Here is a 276-nt window from a genome sequence, read left to right on the forward strand (position 1 = left end):
GCCGATCCGCGCAGCGAATACAGCTACCTGAACTACAGCAAGCAGACCGGCCGCATCTATTCGTACTACATGCGCGAGAACCACTATCTCACGCGCGCCGAGTACAACCGCTACTGCAAGTGGGTGGCCGCGCGCCTGCCCAACCTGCGCTTTAACAGTGACGTGCAGAGCGTGCTGCACGACCCCGAGACCGACACCTACCTGGTCACCGGCCAGCACAGCGTCAATGGCGAACGCTTCATGGTCCGCTGCCGCAAGCTGGTGCTGGGCCTGGGG

Annotated in this window: 1 protein-coding gene; it reads left to right on the plus strand. The window is 63.0% G+C overall.

Annotated features, from left to right (window positions below; all coding sequences use genetic code 11):
• A partial coding sequence (locus SB751_RS30155; RefSeq protein ID WP_410749040.1) for a SidA/IucD/PvdA family monooxygenase occupies window positions 1–276 on the plus strand: 276 nt, incomplete at both ends.

The organism is Cupriavidus sp. SIMBA_020 (assembly GCF_046535395.1).
Taxonomy (GTDB): Bacteria; Pseudomonadota; Gammaproteobacteria; order Burkholderiales; family Burkholderiaceae; genus Cupriavidus; species Cupriavidus campinensis.